General features: G+C 38.0%; 14 protein-coding genes. 10 read left to right on the top strand and 4 right to left on the bottom strand.

Going from position 1 to position 19200, the window contains the following annotated elements; genetic code table 11:
* Positions 1–7: 7 nt before the first annotated feature.
* The 10 genes from ACEN25_RS14830 to ACEN25_RS14875 all read left to right on the top strand — a co-directional run bounded on the left by ACEN25_RS14830 (position 8) and on the right by ACEN25_RS14875 (position 11703).
* Positions 8–472, top strand: a complete 465-nt coding sequence (locus tag ACEN25_RS14830) for a MarR family winged helix-turn-helix transcriptional regulator (RefSeq protein WP_028375001.1) — start codon at positions 8–10, stop codon at positions 470–472.
* A complete protein-coding gene (locus ACEN25_RS14835; RefSeq protein ID WP_441803586.1) occupies positions 469–2877 on the top strand; it encodes a 3-hydroxyacyl-CoA dehydrogenase NAD-binding domain-containing protein in 2409 nt (802 codons plus the stop codon). The genes ACEN25_RS14830 and ACEN25_RS14835 overlap by 4 nt, the downstream gene beginning before the upstream one ends.
* Before the next feature lie 96 nt (positions 2878–2973).
* The gene (locus ACEN25_RS14840) at positions 2974–4167 is read left to right on the top strand and encodes an acetyl-CoA C-acyltransferase (RefSeq protein WP_441803587.1); all 1194 of its coding nucleotides are present in this window, start codon (positions 2974–2976) and stop codon (positions 4165–4167) included.
* Positions 4168–4215: 48 nt separating this feature from the next.
* On the top strand, positions 4216–4569 hold the full coding sequence (locus tag ACEN25_RS14845; protein ID WP_028374997.1) for a four helix bundle protein: 354 nt from the start codon (positions 4216–4218) through the stop codon (positions 4567–4569).
* 51 nt (positions 4570–4620) lie between these two features.
* On the top strand, positions 4621–6429 hold the full coding sequence (locus tag ACEN25_RS14850) for an acyl-CoA dehydrogenase family protein (protein WP_441803588.1): 1809 nt from the start codon (positions 4621–4623) through the stop codon (positions 6427–6429).
* A 282-nt stretch (positions 6430–6711) separates the two neighbouring features.
* On the top strand, positions 6712–7590 hold the full coding sequence (locus ACEN25_RS14855; protein ID WP_441803589.1) for a TolB family protein: 879 nt from the start codon (positions 6712–6714) through the stop codon (positions 7588–7590).
* 14 nt (positions 7591–7604) lie between these two features.
* Positions 7605–8786, top strand: coding sequence for an MFS transporter (locus ACEN25_RS14860; protein ID WP_441803590.1), 1182 nt, complete (start codon positions 7605–7607; stop codon positions 8784–8786).
* A gap of 51 nt (positions 8787–8837) precedes the next feature.
* Positions 8838–9593: a sugar-binding protein gene (locus ACEN25_RS14865; protein ID WP_441803591.1), complete on the top strand. Its 756-nt coding sequence runs from the start codon at positions 8838–8840 to the stop codon at positions 9591–9593.
* Between the two features lie 133 nt (positions 9594–9726).
* Complete coding sequence (locus tag ACEN25_RS14870) at positions 9727–10764, top strand: L-dopachrome tautomerase-related protein (RefSeq protein ID WP_441803592.1); 1038 nt, start codon at positions 9727–9729, stop codon at positions 10762–10764.
* A gap of 33 nt (positions 10765–10797) precedes the next feature.
* A complete protein-coding gene (locus ACEN25_RS14875) occupies positions 10798–11703 on the top strand; it encodes an aldo/keto reductase (RefSeq protein ID WP_441803593.1) in 906 nt (301 codons plus the stop codon).
* Between the two features lie 61 nt (positions 11704–11764).
* Here ACEN25_RS14875 and ACEN25_RS14880 read toward each other — a convergent pair whose 3' ends face one another.
* The 4 genes from ACEN25_RS14880 to ACEN25_RS14895 all read right to left on the bottom strand — a co-directional run bounded on the left by ACEN25_RS14880 (position 11765) and on the right by ACEN25_RS14895 (position 19198).
* Complete coding sequence (locus ACEN25_RS14880) at positions 11765–14503, bottom strand: MG2 domain-containing protein (RefSeq protein ID WP_441803594.1); 2739 nt, start codon at positions 14501–14503, stop codon at positions 11765–11767.
* A gap of 151 nt (positions 14504–14654) precedes the next feature.
* Positions 14655–16673 carry a DUF2264 domain-containing protein gene (locus ACEN25_RS14885; RefSeq protein ID WP_441803595.1) on the bottom strand — a complete coding sequence of 673 codons (2019 nt, stop codon included), beginning with the start codon at positions 16671–16673 and terminating at the stop codon, positions 14655–14657.
* Positions 16674–16758: 85 nt separating this feature from the next.
* Positions 16759–17952 (bottom strand): glycoside hydrolase family 88/105 protein, encoded by a 1194-nt coding sequence (locus ACEN25_RS14890; RefSeq protein ID WP_441803596.1) that lies wholly within the window; start codon positions 17950–17952, stop codon positions 16759–16761.
* Between the two features lie 31 nt (positions 17953–17983).
* The gene (locus ACEN25_RS14895; RefSeq protein ID WP_441803597.1) at positions 17984–19198 is read right to left on the bottom strand and encodes a DUF2264 domain-containing protein; all 1215 of its coding nucleotides are present in this window, start codon (positions 19196–19198) and stop codon (positions 17984–17986) included.
* Positions 19199–19200: the final 2 nt, after the last annotated feature.

The raw sequence follows: 19200 nt of genomic DNA on the forward strand, positions 1-19200 counted from the left end.
CAAACGTATGAGTAAAAAAGATATTACAATAGATCACGCGCTAAGAGCAACTTGGCAGGCTATTACAAAGATGTATAACGAGCAGGCTGCTCAGTTAGATAGTACGATGGCTACAGGATTTGCTTTATTAAGCATAGATCCTGAAGAAGGTACACCTTCTACAGCATTGGGACCTAAGATGGGGATGGAAGCTACAAGCCTTTCAAGAACGTTAAAGTCTATGGAGGAGCGCGGTTTAATCGTACGCAAACCCAATCCTGCTGATGGTCGTGGAGTTCTTATTTTCTTAACCGAATTTGGAAAAGAAAATAGAGATTTTAGTAAAAATAGAGTCCTTCGGTTTAATGATGCTGTTAGAAATAATATAGACAGTCAAAAAATCGAACATTTTTTTGAAGTCATTCACGTCATCAATGATTTGATACAGAATAAAAAAATTTATAACACATCTGAAACTACTATAAAACAATGAGTAAAAGACGTATAAACAAAGTTGCAGTTATAGGCTCTGGTATTATGGGAAGCGGTATCGCTTGTCATTTTGCTAATATAGGAGTCGAAGTACTACTGCTCGATATAGTTCCCAGAGAACTTACCGATAAAGAAAAAGCAAAAGGACTTACTTTAGAAGATAAAGTGGTTCGCAATCGATTAGTAAACGATCACCTTACTAATTCTTTAAAATCAAAACCCTCTCCTATTTACCATCCAGATTTTGCTAAGCGCATTACCACCGGTAATATGGAAGATGATATTGCAAAGGTAAAGCACGTAGATTGGATTATTGAAGTGGTAATCGAACGCCTTGATATCAAGAAACAGGTTTTTGAAAATTTAGATAAACACCGCACTCCGGGAACCTTGATTACTTCAAACACATCAGGTATTCCTATACAATTTATGAGTGAAGGGCGTAGTGAAGATTTTCAGAAGCATTTTTGCGGAACGCATTTCTTCAACCCGGCTCGTTACTTAGATCTCTTTGAAATCATTCCGGGACCAAAAACAGATCCTGAAGTTCTTGATTTCTTAAATGCCTATGGCGAAAAATTTTTAGGTAAAACTTCGGTAGTTGCAAAAGATACTCCGGCGTTTATTGGAAACCGCGTGGGTACATTCAGTATTATGAGCTTATTTCATACGGTTGAAGAATTAGGAATGACCGTTGAAGAAGTTGATAAACTAACCGGTCCTGTGATAGGTCGCCCTAAATCAGCTACATTCCGTACAGTAGATGTCGTAGGTCTTGACACTTTAGTTCACGTTGCTAACGGTATACGTGAGAATGTAAAAGACGATGAGCGTAAAGAGCTTTTTACGTTGCCTAACTACATCGACTTGATGCACGATAAAAAATGGCTGGGTAGCAAAACCGGACAAGGGTTTTATAAAAAAGTAAGAAATGATGACGGCTCTAGCGAGATTCAAACCCTAGATTTAGGTACGATGGAATATCGTGCAAACAAACGCGCTTCATTTACCACGTTAGAACTTACAAAATCTATTGACAATGTTATAGATCGTTTTCCTGTTTTAATAAAAGGAAAAGATAAAGCAGGTGAATTTTTCCGTAAGAATTTTGCAGGATTATTTGCTTACGTACAAAATCGTATTCCAGAAATCACAGACGAACTTTACAAAATTGATGACGCGATGCGCGCCGGCTACGGCTGGGAACACGGTCCGTTTCAAATTTGGGATGCAATAGGTGTTCAAAAAGGAATTGAGTTGATGCAAGCTGAAGGATATGAGGTAGCTACTTGGGTTTCAGAACTGGTTTCTTCCGGCAAAAATTCATTTTATGCTGTAAAGGAAGGAAGTACTTTTTACTATGATATTCCGAAGAAAGAATACATCAAAAAACCAGGTCAGGACGGCTTTATCATTTTAGATAACATTCGTGAATCAAAACAAGTCTTTAAAAATAGCGGTGTTGTTGTTGAGGATCTTGGTGATGGCATTTTAAATCTGGAATTTCGTTCAAAAATGAACTCTATTGGAGGCGATGTACTTGCCGGTTTAAATAGAGCAATTGATATGGCTGAAAAAGATTTTGCCGGATTAGTAGTTTCTAATCAGGGTAAAAACTTCTCGGTAGGTGCAAACATTGGAATGATCTTTATGATGGCTGCAGAACAAGAGTATGATGAACTTAACGCGGCTGTAAAATATTTTCAAGATAGTTGTATGCGCTTGCGGTACTCTTCTATTCCTACTGTAGTTGCACCACACGCAATGACTTTAGGTGGTGGTTGTGAAATGACTTTACATGCAGACCGCGTAGTAGCAGCTGCAGAGAGCTATATAGGGCTAGTAGAATTTGGTGTTGGGGTAATTCCCGGCGGCGGCGGTTCTAAAGAAATGGCACTACGCGCTTCAGAAACTTTTCATAAAGACGATGTAGAGCTTAACAGGTTACGTGAATATTTCTTAGCAATAGGTATGGCTAAGGTTTCTACTTCGGCGTATGAGGCATATGATTTAGGTATTCTTAAACACGGTAAAGATATTGTCGTGGTTAATAAAAATCGCCAGATCGCAGCAGCTAAAGAGGTTGCTAAATTTATGGCAGATCAGGGATACACAAAACCGATCCCACGCACAGATATTAAAGTACTGGGTAAACAAGCGCTAGGTGCTTTCTATGTAGGTACAGACCAGATGAATGCCGGTAAATATATAAGTGATCACGATAAAAAAATCGCAAACAAGCTTGCTTATGTAATGGCAGGTGGCGATTTATCTGAAGCTTCTTATGTAAGTGAGCAATATCTGTTAGACCTCGAGCGTGAAGCATTTTTAAGTCTTTGTGGTGAACGCAAAACTTTAGAGCGTCTGCAGCATATGATTCAAAAAGGGAAACCACTAAGAAACTAAGTAGAAATTAGAAAAAAGATAATAGAACAGAGACGATAAAGAGATTCAAAATCTATTCTCTTTTATCTTTTCTCTTTACGCTTAAAAACACATAAAATGAGCAAAACAGCATATATAGTAAAAGCATACAGAACAGCTGTGGGGAAAGCTCCCCGCGGATTGTTCCGTTTTAAAAGACCAGACGAACTTGCAGCAGAAACCATCGAGTATATGATGAACGAGCTACCTAATTTCGACAAGACACGTATTGACGATGTTATGGTAGGTAATGCAATGCCCGAGGCTGAACAAGGTCTTAACGTAGCACGTTTAATCTCTTTAATGGGTTTAAAGGTTGAAGACGTTCCTGGTGTAACAGTTAATCGTTATTGTGCATCTGGGGTTGAGACAATCGCTATGGCATCTGCAAAAATACAGGCCGGTATGGCAAGTTGTATTATTGCCGGCGGTGCAGAAAGTATGAGCTACATACCTATGGGTGGTTACAAACCGGTACCAGATTACAAAGTAGCAAAAGCAGGTAATGAAGATTATTATTGGGGAATGGGATTAACTGCAGAAGCAGTTGCAAATCAATTTAATGTTTCTCGTGAAGATCAGGATGAGTTTGCCTTTAATTCTCACCAGAAAGCTTTAAAAGCACAGGCTGAGGGACGATTTGACGATCAGATTGTACCTATTGATGTAGAGCATACCTTCGTAAACGCTTCAGGCAAAAAAGAAACTAAAACCTATACGGTAAAAAAAGATGAAGGTCCGCGTGCAGATACTAAACTAGAGATTCTTGCAAAATTACGTCCTGTTTTCGCCGAAGGCGGTAGCGTAACCGCAGGTAACTCTTCTCAAATGAGTGATGGTGCAGCTTTTGTACTGGTTATGAGCGAAGAGATGGTTAAAGAGTTAAATCTAGAACCTATCGCACGTATGGTAAACTTTGCAGCCGTAGGTGTTGAGCCTCGTATAATGGGAATAGGTCCTGTAAAAGCTATTCCTAAAGCTTTAAAACAAGCAGGCCTAACTCAAAATGATATCAGTCTTATGGAACTTAATGAGGCATTCGCTTCACAATCTCTTGCAGTTATCAGAGAACTGGGCTTAAATCCGGATATCGTTAATGTAAATGGAGGTGCCATCGCACTAGGTCATCCATTAGGATGTACCGGAGCTAAACTTTCGGTTCAATTATTTGATGAGATGCGCAAACGCGAAATGAAAGGTAAATACGGCGTTGTTACCATGTGCGTAGGTACCGGCCAGGGAGCAGCAGGGGTTTATGAGTTTCTCAACTAGACTATAGATATTTAGAAGAAAGAGAAAAGACTAAAGAGTTTTATAATGATGAGAAAAAGACATAATTATAAAAATTTGAAAATTTGGTCTTTAGGGTTAGAAATAGCTTGTGATATTTCAGATTTAGTTGAAAAGTTTCCAAAGCATGAAAGATTTGACCTAACCTCACAAATAAGCCGATGTGCAACTTCAATCCCAAGTAATATTTCTGAAGGATCATCCAGAACGGATAAAGCTTTTAGCACGTTTATAGATTATGCGCTTGGATCATCTTTTGAATTGGGAACCCAGTTACTTATAGCTCGACATAAAAATTACATCAACGATAAAACATTAAACGAATTAGAAACTAAAATACAAGAATGGCAAAAAATGACGATGGGTTTTCAAAATGGTTTATAGCCATTAATCCATTCTCTTTTTTCTCTTTTCTTTATTCTTAAAAATAAAAAAATGGCAGAAACAGCAGACAAAAAAGAAATTTTACGTGGCGGACAGTTCTTAGTAAAAGAAACCGCGTGTGAAGATGTATTTACTCCCGAAGATTTTTCTGAGGAGCAAAAAATGATGAAAGAAACGGTTATCGAATTTGTAGACCGTGAGATTGTTCCTCATAAAGAACGTTTTGAGCACAAAGATTACGCACTTACTGAAGAGGTAATGCGTAAAGCCGGTGAACTTGGTCTTTTAGGTATAGCTGTTCCTGAAGAATATGATGGTCTTGGGATGGGCTTTGTTTCTACAATGCTTGTTTGCGATTACATTTCTGGAGCAACCGGTTCAATCGCTACTGCTTTTGGGGCACATACCGGTATTGGTACAATGCCTATCACACTTTACGGTACTGAAGAACAAAAGAAACAATACGTTCCTAAATTAGCTACCGGCGAGTGGTTTGGCGCATATTGCCTTACAGAACCGGGTGCAGGCTCTGATGCTAATAGTGGTAAGACTAAAGCAGAACTTTCTGCAGACGGAAAATCATACAAGATTAACGGTCAGAAAATGTGGATTTCAAACGCAGGTTTCTGTAATGTATTCATTGTTTTCGCTCGTATTGAAGACGATAAAAACATTACCGGGTTTATCGTAGAAAATGATCCTTCAAATGGTATTTCTCTAGGCGAGGAAGAAAAGAAATTGGGTATTCACTCCTCTTCTACCCGTCAGGTATTTTTTAACGATACTGTTGTTCCTGTAGAAAATATGCTTGCAGGTCGTGGCGAAGGTTTTAAAATCGCTATGAATGCCCTTAACGTAGGTCGTATAAAGCTTGCTGCAGCTTGTCTTGATGCTCAACGTCGTATAATTGATATGGGTGTAAAATATGCAAATGAGCGCGTTCAGTTTAATACTCCTATTGCAAAATTTGGTGCTATTAAATCTAAACTGGCTGAGATGGCTACTAATGCCTATGCGTGTGAAAGCGCCTCGTATCGAGCTGCAAAAAATATTGAAGATCGCATAGCCATGCGTACTGAAGCAGGCGCAAGCCATTCGGAAGCCGAACTTAAAGGTGTTGAAGAATACGCGATAGAATGTTCTATTCTTAAAGTAGCTGCTTCAGAAGATATGCAAAGCTGCGCAGATGAAGGGATACAGATTTATGGGGGTATGGGCTTTAGCGCAGATGCTCCTATGGAAGCTGCCTGGAGAGATGCACGTATTTCTCGTATCTATGAAGGTACTAACGAAATTAACCGTATGCTAGCGGTAGGCATGCTTGTTAAAAAAGCAATGAAAGGCCACGTAGATTTGCTAAATCCTGCGATGGCTGTTGGTGAAGAGCTTACAGGAATTCCTTCTTTTGACACCCCAGATTATTCTGAAGTGCTATCAGAAGAAAAAGCTATGGTTGCAAAACTTAAGAAAGTATTCTTAATGGTTGCCGGTAGTGCAATTCAAAAATACGGGCCCGATTTAGAATCTCATCAACAGTTATTAATGGCTGCTTCAGATATTCTAATTGAGGTTTATATAGCAGAAAGCACCATTTTACGTACCGAAAAGAATGTAAAACGTTTTGGCGAAGACACTCAAAAAGAGCAAATCGCTATGGCTCAATTGTACCTGTATCACGCAGTTGACACCATTAATTTAAAAGCAAAAGAAGGTATCGTTTCTTTTGCAGAAGGTGATGAGCAACGTATGATGCTTATGGGTCTTAAGCGCTTTACAAAATATCAAAATCAGCCTAACGTCGTTGCATTGCGTAACCTGATTGCTGAAAAAGTAACTTCAGAAAATACATATCCGTTTTAGTCTTTCACTCCTAAATTTTAAGATTAAAAAAATTAAACCTGTAACACGAGTTGCAGGTTTTTTTGTTTTTAAACGTTGGGCGTGCCCTTTGGGCCGGGCTTTTCGTTACAATCTTTAATCGCTTTAATGCTCTTAAAGGATTTACACTACAATCCCTCACGCGGTTTTAAATTCTATATTTTTAAATTCCAAGTTTTGTATTTTCAATTTTATCAAAACGGCTCAATCCTTGCATTTGTCTTTGCACAAACATCTGTATCTTTAAAACTTTATTGAACCACTATGCTAAAATTATCTTTATTAGGACTTCTGGGTTTTCTGGGCCTTGCCACATTTGCTCAATCAGATCCTGAAGTTTATCTGTTTGATATCAAAACAACTCCTACTACATTTGAAGTCACCGGTGGTGAGAATATATCTAAAAATAAAGGATACGATAGTCAACCTTCTTTTTATGATGATACTACCTTAATCTACAGCCGTACTGCAAACAGCCTGACGGCAATAGGTATTTATGAAATCAGCACACAGGAAACTTCTGTTTTAACTGACGAACCCAACAGCGGATTCTTCTCACCGCAACGCCTTCCAGAAACCGATCGCGTCGTGGCGGTGCGTCAAGATTCAGAAGGCAGACAACGACTTGCTGTATATGATTTTAAAACCAAAGCTTTTCAAAAGTTGCTAGACAGCAGTCAGGTAGGTTATTTTTCGTTTTACGATAAAGACACCTTTATAGCCTCCGTTCTAGTTCCTAATAAAATGGATTTATTCTTTAAAAATTCAAATAAAGACAGTCTTCAAAAAATCATAGGCAATGCCGGGAGATCGCTTCACAAAGTCCCTAACAGCCAGTCTATGAGTTACACCGTTGAAAATGATGATCAGAATATGGATTTATACATTCTTGATCTTTCAGGTGAAGAACCTACGAGTTATTTTGTTTGTGAGTTGCCAATAGGCAGACAGGATTATGCGTGGCTAGATGAAAACCGAATCATTTTAGGCAGCGGTGACAGTCTTTTTATTTATGACCTTTTTGGAGAACCTGCCTGGAAATTTGCTTTCAGTTTAAACAGCTATAAGCTTACAGGTATAACTCGAATTTCTATTAGCCCCGATGGTAAGCACCTCGCTCTCGCAGCAGAACCTGTCAATTAATTTAAGTTGTATTTGTGCCTCATAATTCCCGAATAATTCTATTTATCGTTTTCGCTCAATTTCTGGGAACATCGCTGTGGTTTGTGGGGAATATTGTGGTACCTCAATTGCCGTTTTCTCAATTGAATGAGACAAACAGCATTGGTGATATTCTAGCCGCTGTACAATTTGGTTTTATAGCCGGCACTTTAGTTTTTGCAATACTCGCCTTTGCAGACCGCTACTCCCCTTCAAGGGTTTTTATGCTATGTTCATTTTTGGGAGCACTTACAAATCTTACTTTAATCATTCCTGAGGTTTCTTTAAATATAATTTTAATATCCCGTTTTACAACGGGTTTGTTCTTAGCCGGTATTTATCCTGTAGGAATGAAAATAGCTTCAGATTATTTTGAAAAAGGCCTGGGTAAAGCATTGGGATATCTAGTGGGAGCACTTGTCTTAGGAACCGCTTTACCACATTTTTTAAACAGTTTAGGAGTTTCTATAAATTACAAAACTATTACTATGTTTACCAGTGGCCTAGCATTGTTAGGAGGTTTACTCATAGGCATTGGCGTTCCTGATGGCCCTTTTAGAAAAGTACAACAACGCCTGAATTTAAATGCAATTCCGCAACTTTTTAAAGGAGCGGCTTTTCGGTCGGCTGCTTTTGGTTACTGGGGCCATATGTGGGAATTATACGCCTTTTGGGGCTTTATACCACTCTTTATTACCTATTACGCAAACACTCAAAATTTGCTGATAAATGTTTCGCTAATTGCTTTTTTAACTTTGGCTATTGGTGCTATAGCGTGTGCATTAGGAGGACATATAAGTGCAAAAAGAGGGAGTGAGCGCGTCGCCCAGTTTTCACTCATCGCATCAGGATTATGCTGTTTGCTCTCGCCACTAAGTATATATCTTCCGTTCTGGCTTTTTATAGCGTTTCTATTATTTTGGGGAGCGATGGTGGTTGCAGACAGTCCGCAGTTTTCGACACTAGTAGCTAGCAATGCAATTGCAGCGTATCGCGGTACAGCGCTCACGCTAGTAAATTGTGTAGGTTTTGCGATAACCATTATCAGTATTCAATTGGTAGGTTATTTTGCAGTTCAATTCAATATGCAGTATATCTTTTTGGTTTTAGCTGTAGGTCCTATATTTGGCATTTTTAGTTTATTGAGAAAAAGGAGCCACAAGAATAAATCCAAATAAAAGTCGCTGTTTCTGTAGAAGATTCTGAGATTGTAGATATTACGTTAGTTTATGAAGTATTTTTTAGTTTTCGTTATACTCACAGTGATAATCAGTTCTTGCGAAAAAGATAAAACCCCTCCTCCACTTTTTGAAAAGTCTCAAGAAAATTTACAGGCGGTATCCCGATCAAAAATCTCACCCTATATAGACGGAAAACCAACTGACCCTGCCTGGAAAAAGGTTGCCTGGATTCCACTTGATAATACCTGGAAGGGTGATAACATAACATATGCTGCGCAATACAAACTTACGTGGACGCCTGATGCTCTTTTTATTTTGCTCGCTCTTGAAAATGAACAACTCAAACGTACATTTAATAATCCGCTGACTACGTTTAAAGATCAGAACCGTGTCATAGTCTATCTTGACGAAAATAATAGCGGCGGCAATCACGCTGCTAATCATAGTGCATTTGCCTATCAGGTACTTTCTGATGGTTTTATAATTGATTATAATGCAGAAAATAAACCCACTATTTACAACAATCACATAGACAGCGAACTTTCAAAAACTGACTCTAAATTGTATTGGGAAATTAAGGTTACTGTTTTTAAAGAGAGTTATTGTGACAATCAGCCTAATGAGGCCGTTAAACTTTCCGTAGATAAAAAATTAGGTTTTGCCCTCGCTTATGTTAGTGTTGATTCCCTAGAAACAACAAAAACAACAAATACGATCATAGGGTCTGTATCTATTCCTGAAGATTATGAAAATCGAATAGCCACCGATTCAGGACTTTTTGGTACAATTTTATTAAGCAAATAATTTTCTTTCAACCTATATTAAAGCGACGAATCAGGCTTAACTGACCCTCTTAAAATAAGAAAGTCTTAACGTAAGTCAACCTCCTGTAGCCTTTAGCTACTGTATCTTTGTAGTCAAATATTAAATTACAATCATGCATTTAAATACATTCAAAATAAGCCTGTTATTGAGCCTGCTTTTCCTGGTTTGTTCACCTGTTTTTAGTCAGAAAAAAGTCGCTTCTTTTAAAGGTGCTCAAGTAACCGGAATTACCATTTCTGAAACCGGAAGATTATTTGCCAATTTTCCCAGATGGAGAAAAGACATCCCATACTCTGTTGTTGAAGTGATGAAAGACGGCAGCGTAAAACCTTATCCTAATAGCGCCTGGAATACCTGGTCTCTAGATCAAAAACCGCAGGATGATCAATTTATAAGTGTGCAGGCCATGTGGGCCGATGCAGATAAACTGTATGTTATTGAAACAGCAAACCCGCAGTTTAAAGGGATCATAGCCACTCCTAAAGTTCAGGTTTTTGATTTAAAAACAAATACTCATTTAAAAACCTACACGCTTACTGAAGGCAGTTTTACAAATAACACCTATATTAATGATATGCGCATAGATCATAAACGCGATCTAATTTTTCTTACAGATTCCGGCGCAGGGGGCATCATAACTATAGATTTAAAAACCGGTATTTCTAAAGGATATTTAACCGACTCTAAAACGACAAAAGCCGAAGTAGAAACTTTGACGTTTGATAACGGAATCTGGAAGGGTACCGTAAATTCTGACGGTATAGCGCTAAATGAAAAACAAGATATTTTATATTTTCACGCACTTTCAGGATACACTTTATACGAAATAAATATTGACGATCTTCTCAATAATGACACCTCAAACATTAAGAGTTACACTACAGGAGCTCCAGATGGTATGCTTCTAGATGCGCACAACAGACTTTTTCTCGCAAATCTGGAGGAAAATAAAATTGAATATTTATCACCAGACCGCAATGAAACAAAAACCTTAGCACAAGGAAAAAAAGTAAATTGGGCAGATACCTTCAGTATTTATGATGGCTATTTTTACTATACAAATTCTAGAATTAACGAAGCTACAGGTGATATTAGTGATATGGAATTTGAGATTTATAAAATCAAATTACCTAAGTTTAAAAACGACTAATTTTTTCGCTTTTGCAAAAACCGATACAATACTATGGAAAATAAAATAGCACTCAACAATAACATAAGCCTATCAAGAATCATACACGGTTATTGGCGTTTAAGAGATTGGAATCTTAGTGACCAGGAACTTTTAACACGCATTGAGCAGGTTCTAGAATTGGGTATAACCTCCTTTGATCACGCAGATATTTACGGAAATTATACCTGCGAAGAATTCTTTGGGCGAGCGCTCGCATTGAAGCCTGAGTTGAGATCTAAAATGCAGCTTATAAGCAAGTGCGGTATTCGTTTGAATACAGATTTTAATCCACAATTAGATGTAAAAATTTACGACTATAGTGCGGCTTATATCATTCAGCAAGCTGAGGCATCCTTAAAAAACTTAGGTACAGACCGTCTTGATTTATTGTTATTACACAGACCGGCTCCGTTTTTTAACCCGGATGAAGTTGCCAAAGCATTTGATGAATTAAAGCAAAGTGGGAAGGTGCTTAATTTTGGGGTTTCGAACTTCTCTCCTATGCAATTTGATAGTTTACAGGCGTATTTAGATATGCCACTGGCGACCAATCAGGTTGAAATTTCGGTAGGATGTCTAGAGCATTTTGATAATGAAAATATCGAGTTTTTTCAAAAGCATAAAATTAAACCCATGGCGTGGTCTCCACTAGCCGGTGGTGGTTTATTTAAACCTAAAACCGAACAGGAACATCGCTTACATTCCGTTTTAAAAGCAATTGCATCAGAATTAAATGTTGATACGATAGATCAGGTGATGTACGCCTGGTTATTGAAGCATCCTGTGGGCATAATGCCTATTGTAGGCTCTCAACACATCAACCGTATTAAAAGTGCCGTAGATGCCCTTAAAATAGAATTAAGCCTCGAGCAGTGGTATAAAATTTATATCGCTTCTAAGGGGGAAGATTTACCTTAAATTTTAAAATGTCGGTTGCTATTAAAGTTAAATTACAACCGACATTTTTTTATTCTAAAAACTACTTTTCTAAAACGGTATATTCATAACGGGAATATCCTATTTTTCCTGAAGGTGACAGCGCTTCTATGAGTATGGTTTTTGTTCCCGGAAGGTCATTAGTATAAAATGAAAAATGCGTGGTACCTGCGTCATCTACTATAATATCGGGATTCCAATAAAGCGTAGTTTCCAGTTGATTTGTAGCGGTAGAATTCTCCCGATTTTGATATTTCGGAACATAAAATTCTTTTGAAGTAGCATAGACCGGTATGGTTGTTTTTAATATTCCTTTAGATTTGTACGCTGTAAAAATTCCGTTACCGCTATAAGTATAAATCGCTAAAATACTCCCCCAGGCAGGCACTGTATTAAAGTCTGAAAACGGATTTGCTTCTCTAAACAAATCCTGATAATTAGAGGAAGTCTCTTTAATTATTTCAACACTCTTAATATCTGCCGTTGACAAATTTTGCAGTAATTGATATTCATAATTACGCACAGTGATCCCATCTACCAGAATTAAGGTCTCATCTCCCGCCTGTATACGCGGTTTTAAGTACGTCCCGGTACTGTCTGTTACCGGTAAAAAGGTAATCTCATTGCCAAAAGCAGCCCGAAGTACACTAAACAACCCAAACGACCAGCTTTCTTGCTTATCGCGTATTTCTTCTCCGTCAAAAATAACATCTGGTTTACCGTATAAATCCTGAACCTTTTTGCGTTGGGGAGTCATCTCATAAGTATCTAAAACAACCTCATCTAACTGGTTTACGCTAGAATCAAAATCAAAAAATGAATCTGTAGGATTTTTAGCTATTTTATCTGAAAATTCCGCATTCGAGGCTAACGTAGTATTCACCTTATCCTGTGTTTTAAAATGGACCTCAGGCCTTTCAAATTTGTTTAGATTAAGGGTATAATCTCGTTGTCTACCGGCATCATTTTTAGTCTGAAGCACGGCGCGTAAACGATTTCCTGTAAATGGTGGAAGCGGAAAATAAAATCTTCCCAAACTATCTGTTTGTTGTTCATAAAAACTTTGCTGCTCCCCAAAAATCATAAGACTTACCTCGACATTTTCTTTCTTTTTATTTTCGGCAAGCAATGCGGCAACATCCCCTTTTACATACAAACCCAGTTCCGGCTCAAAATCAAAATCATCATTTAATTCTGAAATAAATTTATAGTTTCGGTAGCCTTGTGTTAGCATAAGAGCATCCAGGTCTCGTTGTCTGTGTGTATTAGATTTATCAAAATAAGAAGTCGCATTCTCTATAGTTCCTTTCAACTCAGAACTCAACAGCATATAGGTTTGAATAGATTTACCCATTTGTGCTGCAGAAAATAAAGAGTCTACAACAACTGCAGAAACCGTAGGAAGTGCCGTTTCTTTAGAAAAATTAGTAATATTTAATTGGGCACTTACTTCTTCTCCTGAGCGATAACTCAACTTATCTGTGCTGATGTTAAGGTCTAACAATTGCGTTTCTAAATCATTGTAATAAAGACGTTCTACAAGTGGTTTATCATTTACATCAAATAATGTAAAGACAATAATACCGGCGGGCAAATTACTTTTATCTACCGGTAGGGTAAGTTTTCCATTATTCAGTTTTTGATAAATTTTACCGTTAGAAATCCCGCGACTTGCAACCTGTATTGCAATAGAATCATTTATAAATTCGGTAGAAGTAATTGAGAGCAGTAATTTATCGCGAAGGAGCTTTACATTTAATAAAGTTCCCTGGTCAGAAACTTCGGGTAAATCAAAGAATGTCGTGGCTTTAGATTCATATAAAGCATCAGTCTTTGTAAGTCTGGCCTGATACTTTGTAGCTTTCTTCGGAATCAAAAAAAGTTGCCCCATTCCCAGACTATTACTTCTAAATTTACCTATAACAACTCCACTCTCATCAACAACTTCACCTTCGACCAAAACACCTTTACCGGTATGATCTAGTGCCTTAAAACCAACCAAATTGGTAATACCTGCAACAAAATTTCCGCCTTCAGGAAAAAATTGTAAATCAATATTTGGCTTTGCTAAATTATAAAATTCAGTATGCCGCGCGCCATTCGGTGTTTCTACAGCTAACTCGCCCCATTGTGCATCTTGAGGAATATCCTTTTTAAATACAAAATCTCCAGCTTCATTTTTTGCTACAGGGTATGTTTTAGTATTCCCGGCTACCTCAAAATGTACGTCAACAGTTGTTCCAGCTGTAGAATCTATAAACTCAGGTTTAATTAAAACTTCAAGCTGATTTCCGGCAACGGCTGTACCTGCATTAAGAATCTTAAAAACCTCTGTATTTTGTGAAGCTTTATCTTCTAAAATTTGAATTTGAGTTTTAAAAGTAAATGCATCTTTAAAATTACGATTCCACTCTGTATACCCTCTTAATTGATAAGCACCTGCTAAGTAGTAATACGGTAATTCAAAAGAATTTGAACCCACTCCCTGCTCTAACGGAATCTGCTTACTATCTATTATTTTATCATTGGCATCTATGAGTTCTACGTGCAACGTCTTACTTAATGGAGATGGCTGATGATCTTTTGCCTGAGTTACAATCACCTTAAACCATAAGGTTTCTCCTTTTTGATAAACGCTTTTATCGAGTTGCAAATACACCTTTTCTGCAAATGCTTCCTGAGCAATTTGTTCCTGCGCACGACTAAAAGTTGTAAAGAATAGAAAAGCACAAAGCACCAGTCTTAAAAAGGATTTTACAGAAAGTGATCGGTTTAAATTCATATTAATATAGGATTACAGATTTAACAATTTGTATAATTATTCTGTAGGGGCTATAATAAAACAAACTAAAAACCGCTTTTTAGATTAGATCCTTAAGTTGTTTTTAGGTTTCATAATTTCAGTATTGAGTAGCTCTAATGCTCAGTCGACATTAGAATTTAATGTTTTGTGTCTTTCCAGTTGTAAATGTTACTTCTGCTTTATCGTCTGTAACCTTTAAAGTAAGCGGTATCAATTCCTCTTCACTAAACGATTCTCCAGATTTTTTCCAAAGCATTAATGTGGCAAACACTGTATTTTTAGCCTTTGGCGAAAAGTCGGCAGTCACATTGATAACTTTGCTAATATCTGCTACAGGATGTAAACCTTCAGATTCTTTTATTTCGATGTTACTCCAGCCGCTTAACGGTACAAGTGCCAATACATACTCGCCATTATCAATGAGTGTCGCTTCGGTGTTACTTACTTTAATTTTAGATTCTGTAATTGCTTTACCGTCTAGTTTAGGTAATGCGTAATGTCCTAAACGCATTTTTACAGGCACCGTACTCAACTGTTTATCTACGCGTAAAATTCCGTTAGGTAGTGGCATTTCTGCGAGTTGCATTTTTACCTGATCGTTTGTTTCTAAAACTGCATCTCTGTAATACACGCCATTTTCATAATTTTTAAAGGTATACAACCTCCACGGCTCCCATTCATTTTTGGCATTTAAAAACACATAGTTCATAGAGATGGTACCATCTTCACCATCTGCCTGCCACGGAAACGCCGAGTTATACGATAACTTATTGTAATTTTCGCTAGAGCGGAATCCTTGCCAATCGTCTGCTTTTTTCTCGTGACACCAGGCTCTTACTTCAGCAGCACCTATGTTTGCATAATCTGTAATTAAAATATTTGATGCAGCTTGAAATTTATTATAGACCTTATCTTTTTTAAAGGTTGATTCCCACGGACCTTCATTTTCGGTGGCTGTCCAAAACGGATTATCCTCTGGCAATAGCAATCCTAGAAAGGCTTTACCCATCCAAAACACACTTCCACGTGTACTGTAGTTTTGCACTGCAGGTTCAAAATGATCATAAAACCCCAACGTAGGAATTCTATCTTTTAAAAATTCGGGGTTTTCTAAAAACTGAAGTAACGTACTGGATGAGATGTGACGCAACCAACCAAAATTAATCGTATCGTCATTTAATGTTCCCGAAAACGGAAACGGACTAATTGAAGCAATACGGTAACTGATGCTTCTTCCCCACATAATCATCTTACCATCTTCTGCAAACATATAGGGATAGTGATATACCAGATCCTGAAAATTAGTTTTAAACCCTTTTGCAAATTCCGGGTAATGCGTATCACCATAAACCGTTGCCCACATAGGACCGTATACCTGAAATGCCCACATACTGTAATAATCATAAGCGGGATTGTCATTATACCAACCCTGACCCCGGTAGTCGTCTAAGGATTTTTGTAAATATTCTTCAAGCAAAGGTTTATTAATTTCATAGCCTTGAGACTCGAAAAAACTCAGCACAAAAATGTTGAAGAATTTCCAGTTAGAATCTACTGTAGGACCATCACCATAACTCAACATAGAAGCTGCAAGACCATCTTTTACCTCCTGACTTAATGGTTCCCATAAAGTTTCGGGAGATATAAATAATGAAATTGCCAATGCTCCATATTCGACTAAGTTTTGACTAGGACCTCCATTGCCTCTCGGCTTTATAAAAGCAGGATCATTAGGGTCTATTAACTTAGGAATTTGGTGCTGGTAATAGTCTGCTACTTTAATTCCGTTTAAGGTAAGATTGGGTTCTTTTTTAAGCAGTGGTGCTGCTACAAACAGCGTACGTACCAAACCTTCTAATTTCTCGGTAGGAACCCGATCTATACTATGTGGATAACTCTTACCCGGAAGTTTAGGAAACTTCATAGGATCGTCTAGATTATCAATGTAGCTAAAGGCACCTTCAAGAATATAACGTGCCGCATCTTCCCAGTGTTTTCTGGTCATCCCCGTTACCGGACTCGTTGTAAAATCTGGATTCTCGACCTTAAAAAGTGGCATTTCGCCATTCACCTGTTTCGCCGGTTTTATTTCCTGAGCGAATGCACCGCCGGTAAGCAACAATAGACAAAGTACTTTTACTATTTTCATAACTGTTTTATATAAATGTAATAAACACATTTGCAAAATTTCGCATAGTTCCCCCCATATTTTGAGTAACTATGCCATTTATAACCTATTGTTGTTCTACAAAACGATACATTTCTGAAGCGGCTAGCAAATAGGCACCTACTCCAAAATCTGCTGTAGATTTTACGTCAACTACTTGTCCGGGAATAGCTTTTTCGCCGATAGGCTGTACATATCCTACACTTCCATCATCCTGTAATGCTACTTCACTTAAGTACGCCCAGCTTTTTTCAACAACCGGCACATACGTGTCTGTATCTAGAATACCATTATTAATTCCCCATAAATACCCGTAAGTAAAAAATGCTGTACCACTGGTTTCTGGTCCCGGAGCGTGCGCAGGATCAAGAATACTACGTGTCCAGTAGCCTTCGGGTTGTTGTGCACTTTTTAATGCAGCAGCCATCGTTTTAAAACGCGCTATATACTCATCACGATATTTTGCATCTTCGGGTAAATCCTGAATAACTTTTGCCAGACCAGCAAATACCCAACCGTCACCACGAGCCCAGAAATCTTTCTTTCCGTTAGCACTTTTGTGTTTTGGATATACATATTTAGCATCGCGGTAATACAACCCTGCTTCCTCATCAAACATAATACTGTCTGCATATGCCAGATATTCATGCAACTTTTCTAGGTAGAGCTCATTGCCTGTAACCTTATACAACTTGGTCATTACCGGCATTACCATATACAAACCATCTGCCCACCACCAGTAATCGTTTTGCGGAGTACTCATCTGGTATTCCATCACTTCACGGGCGCGTGCTATTTTTGAATCATCTGTAGAACCTTCAATCGTATATAAATCTATATAGGTTTGAAACGCAATTTGCCAGTCTCCAAATAATACATAGTCATCACTTTCCCCATAAGAATATTTCCAGTTTGATTTATCATCAGATTTGGCGCCTTTCCATTCATTTTTCTCTGCCCAGGCCGTAGAATAATCTAAAAAATCCTGATTCTTAGTAACCTTATAGGCTTCTATATTTCCGGTGTGATATGCAGCAGGATGCCAAAAAGCTCGCGCGTGTTCTGGATGTGTCTCCTGCCAGTGTGTATTTACCTTATTTATAATTGCAACTACTTCATTTTTATCTTGTGGCAAAGCCGAAATTTCAACGGTTTCTACTACTGCATCTGTACTTTTATCTGTGGTACTCTTGCAGCTTACTACAAGTAGGCCCAAGGTTATTCCCAATGCCATCTGGCTTGAATACTTTATTAATTTCATTATTATTAGGTTGTAAGATTTAATTTATAAGTTAGTAATGGTGGTCTATATTAATATTCTGACCACTCCATATTTTCTTTTGAGTCCACTCAGTCTCGGGATTACTCCATAACGGAGCGTCTGCAGGCAGCCCCAGTATTAAAAACACTTCAGAACAGAGGTATAAACTTCCTGTTGAGATGTAGCCTTCACCTATATTGTTTTGAGCTCCGTATAATCCTACTTTTAGCCATCCATTTTCATCAAAAGTTCCCGGAGCCTCAATTTGATTTTTAACCATGGTATGCAGCGCATCTCGTACTTGAGCGGGTGCTACATCTTTAGGCAATTCATCTCTTAGTGCAATTTGCGACAGCAATTGGAATGCTCCAAAACGATAAGCCAGAGATCTCCCTATAGGAGGATATGTACCTTGCGGACCAATTAAACGCTCTTGAATTGCTGCATAACGGGTTGCACGTTCTTTTGCTCTTTTATAATCTCTATCCTTAGCGTGACCGGTTTCTTCTAGTGTTTTATAAATATCAAGCAGCATAGGCTGAATCACAAAACTGTTGTAGTAATCCCAGTGAAAATCGGGTCCATCGCCATACATCCCATCTCCCAGATACCATTCTTTATGCTTATTTAATGCATAGTCTATACGTATTAAATCTCCACTACTATCAAACTTGAGCAAAGCGGCTTCTACCATAGCGGTAAAGAGTAACCAATTGCTGTAATAAGGTTCTATTTTACGTGATGATTTTAAAGCATTAATTACGTTTTCTTGCGTTTTCTTATCTAAACGATCCCAAGTTTGTGTAGGCGCTCTTAATAAACCTTGTGCTAAAAAAGCAGCATCAACCAGTGGCTGACGGTCGGTGCTAAAATTCATAAAATCATCAGCCTCGGGATTGGTACCGTTTTCTAAATCTTTTAAAACGAGTTTAATGTACTTTTCTCGCAATTTCCCTTCTTTAGTATCATCAGGACCTAACTCCAACCACGGTGCCATTCCAGAAAATAAACGCCCAAAACCTTCTAAATAGGTTACATGTTTACGATCATCCCAGGCTCCCGGAGAGCGCTCTACGGGCATTTTTTCTTTTAACTGGTCTTTACTTAGTGCCTCTAAAAGCGGATCGGCAATTTTTATCATGGTATTTACCATATATTCCCGCTTTTCTTGTGCTTGCAAAGCTTGCATTCCCGTGATTACACCAATACATAGCGCCAAAACATAAGTTAACTGTTGTTTATTCATCG

Origin of the sequence: Leeuwenhoekiella sp. W20_SRS_FM14 (genome assembly GCF_052119605.1) — a bacterium.
Classification (GTDB): Bacteria; Bacteroidota; Bacteroidia; order Flavobacteriales; family Flavobacteriaceae; genus Leeuwenhoekiella.

Bases quoted from the DNA above. Each gene is read 5' to 3' on its own strand.
- ACEN25_RS14830 (WP_028375001.1), top strand. From the start codon at position 8: ATGAGTAAAAAAGATATTACAATAGATCACGCGCTAAGAGCAACTTGG.
- ACEN25_RS14835 (WP_441803586.1), top strand. From the start codon at position 469: ATGAGTAAAAGACGTATAAACAAAGTTGCAGTTATAGGCTCTGGTATT.
- ACEN25_RS14840 (WP_441803587.1), top strand. From the start codon at position 2,974: ATGAGCAAAACAGCATATATAGTAAAAGCATACAGAACAGCTGTGGGG.
- ACEN25_RS14845 (WP_028374997.1), top strand. From the start codon at position 4,216: ATGAGAAAAAGACATAATTATAAAAATTTGAAAATTTGGTCTTTAGGG.
- ACEN25_RS14850 (WP_441803588.1), top strand. From the start codon at position 4,621: ATGGCAGAAACAGCAGACAAAAAAGAAATTTTACGTGGCGGACAGTTC.
- ACEN25_RS14855 (WP_441803589.1), top strand. From the start codon at position 6,712: ATGCTAAAATTATCTTTATTAGGACTTCTGGGTTTTCTGGGCCTTGCC.
- ACEN25_RS14865 (WP_441803591.1), top strand. From the start codon at position 8,838: ATGAAGTATTTTTTAGTTTTCGTTATACTCACAGTGATAATCAGTTCT.
- ACEN25_RS14870 (WP_441803592.1), top strand. From the start codon at position 9,727: ATGCATTTAAATACATTCAAAATAAGCCTGTTATTGAGCCTGCTTTTC.
- ACEN25_RS14875 (WP_441803593.1), top strand. From the start codon at position 10,798: ATGGAAAATAAAATAGCACTCAACAATAACATAAGCCTATCAAGAATC.
- ACEN25_RS14880 (WP_441803594.1), bottom strand. From the start codon at position 14,503: ATGAATTTAAACCGATCACTTTCTGTAAAATCCTTTTTAAGACTGGTG.
- ACEN25_RS14885 (WP_441803595.1), bottom strand. From the start codon at position 16,673: ATGAAAATAGTAAAAGTACTTTGTCTATTGTTGCTTACCGGCGGTGCA.
- ACEN25_RS14890 (WP_441803596.1), bottom strand. From the start codon at position 17,952: ATGAAATTAATAAAGTATTCAAGCCAGATGGCATTGGGAATAACCTTG.
- ACEN25_RS14895 (WP_441803597.1), bottom strand. From the start codon at position 19,198: ATGAATAAACAACAGTTAACTTATGTTTTGGCGCTATGTATTGGTGTA.